Source organism: Bacillus cereus group sp. BfR-BA-01408 (genome assembly GCF_022663305.1).
Taxonomy (GTDB): domain Bacteria; phylum Bacillota; class Bacilli; order Bacillales; family Bacillaceae_G; genus Bacillus_A; species Bacillus_A pacificus.
Window position 1 is genome coordinate 1 of sequence record NZ_JAKUFF010000216.1, and the last position, 382, is coordinate 382.

Consider the following 382-nt stretch of genomic DNA (forward strand, 5'->3'; position numbering starts at 1 on the left):
CCATTACCCAAACGAAATGATTTAATCTCGTAAACGTTACATGGAAGCCATTGTTTTCAAAAATAGTCTGCATAATTGGAATACGTGTATAGTATTCTGTTTGCAAATCATTTGCTAACTCATGAAAACCTCTTTGTTTTGCTGCTTCAACAGTTTTATCATATGCATCTTGATCTACAAATATCGTATCAGCAAACACTATTTTACCACCTTTGTTTAGCAATTGACTATACTTCGCAATCGCTACATTTTTTTCATCATCTGTTAAATGATGAAATGCATAGGTGCTTACTATGGTATCAATGGAATTCGGAACTTCAAACGAAAGAAAATCACCTTCTGTAATGGAAAACTCTTTTGGCAATTTCTCTTTTGCAATCAT

At 33.0% G+C, this 382-nt stretch carries 1 protein-coding gene; it reads right to left on the reverse strand.

All coding sequences use genetic code 11. The features are described from left to right. A partial coding sequence (locus MR083_RS26990; protein ID WP_242270112.1) for a class I SAM-dependent methyltransferase occupies window positions 1-382 on the reverse strand: 382 nt, incomplete at both ends.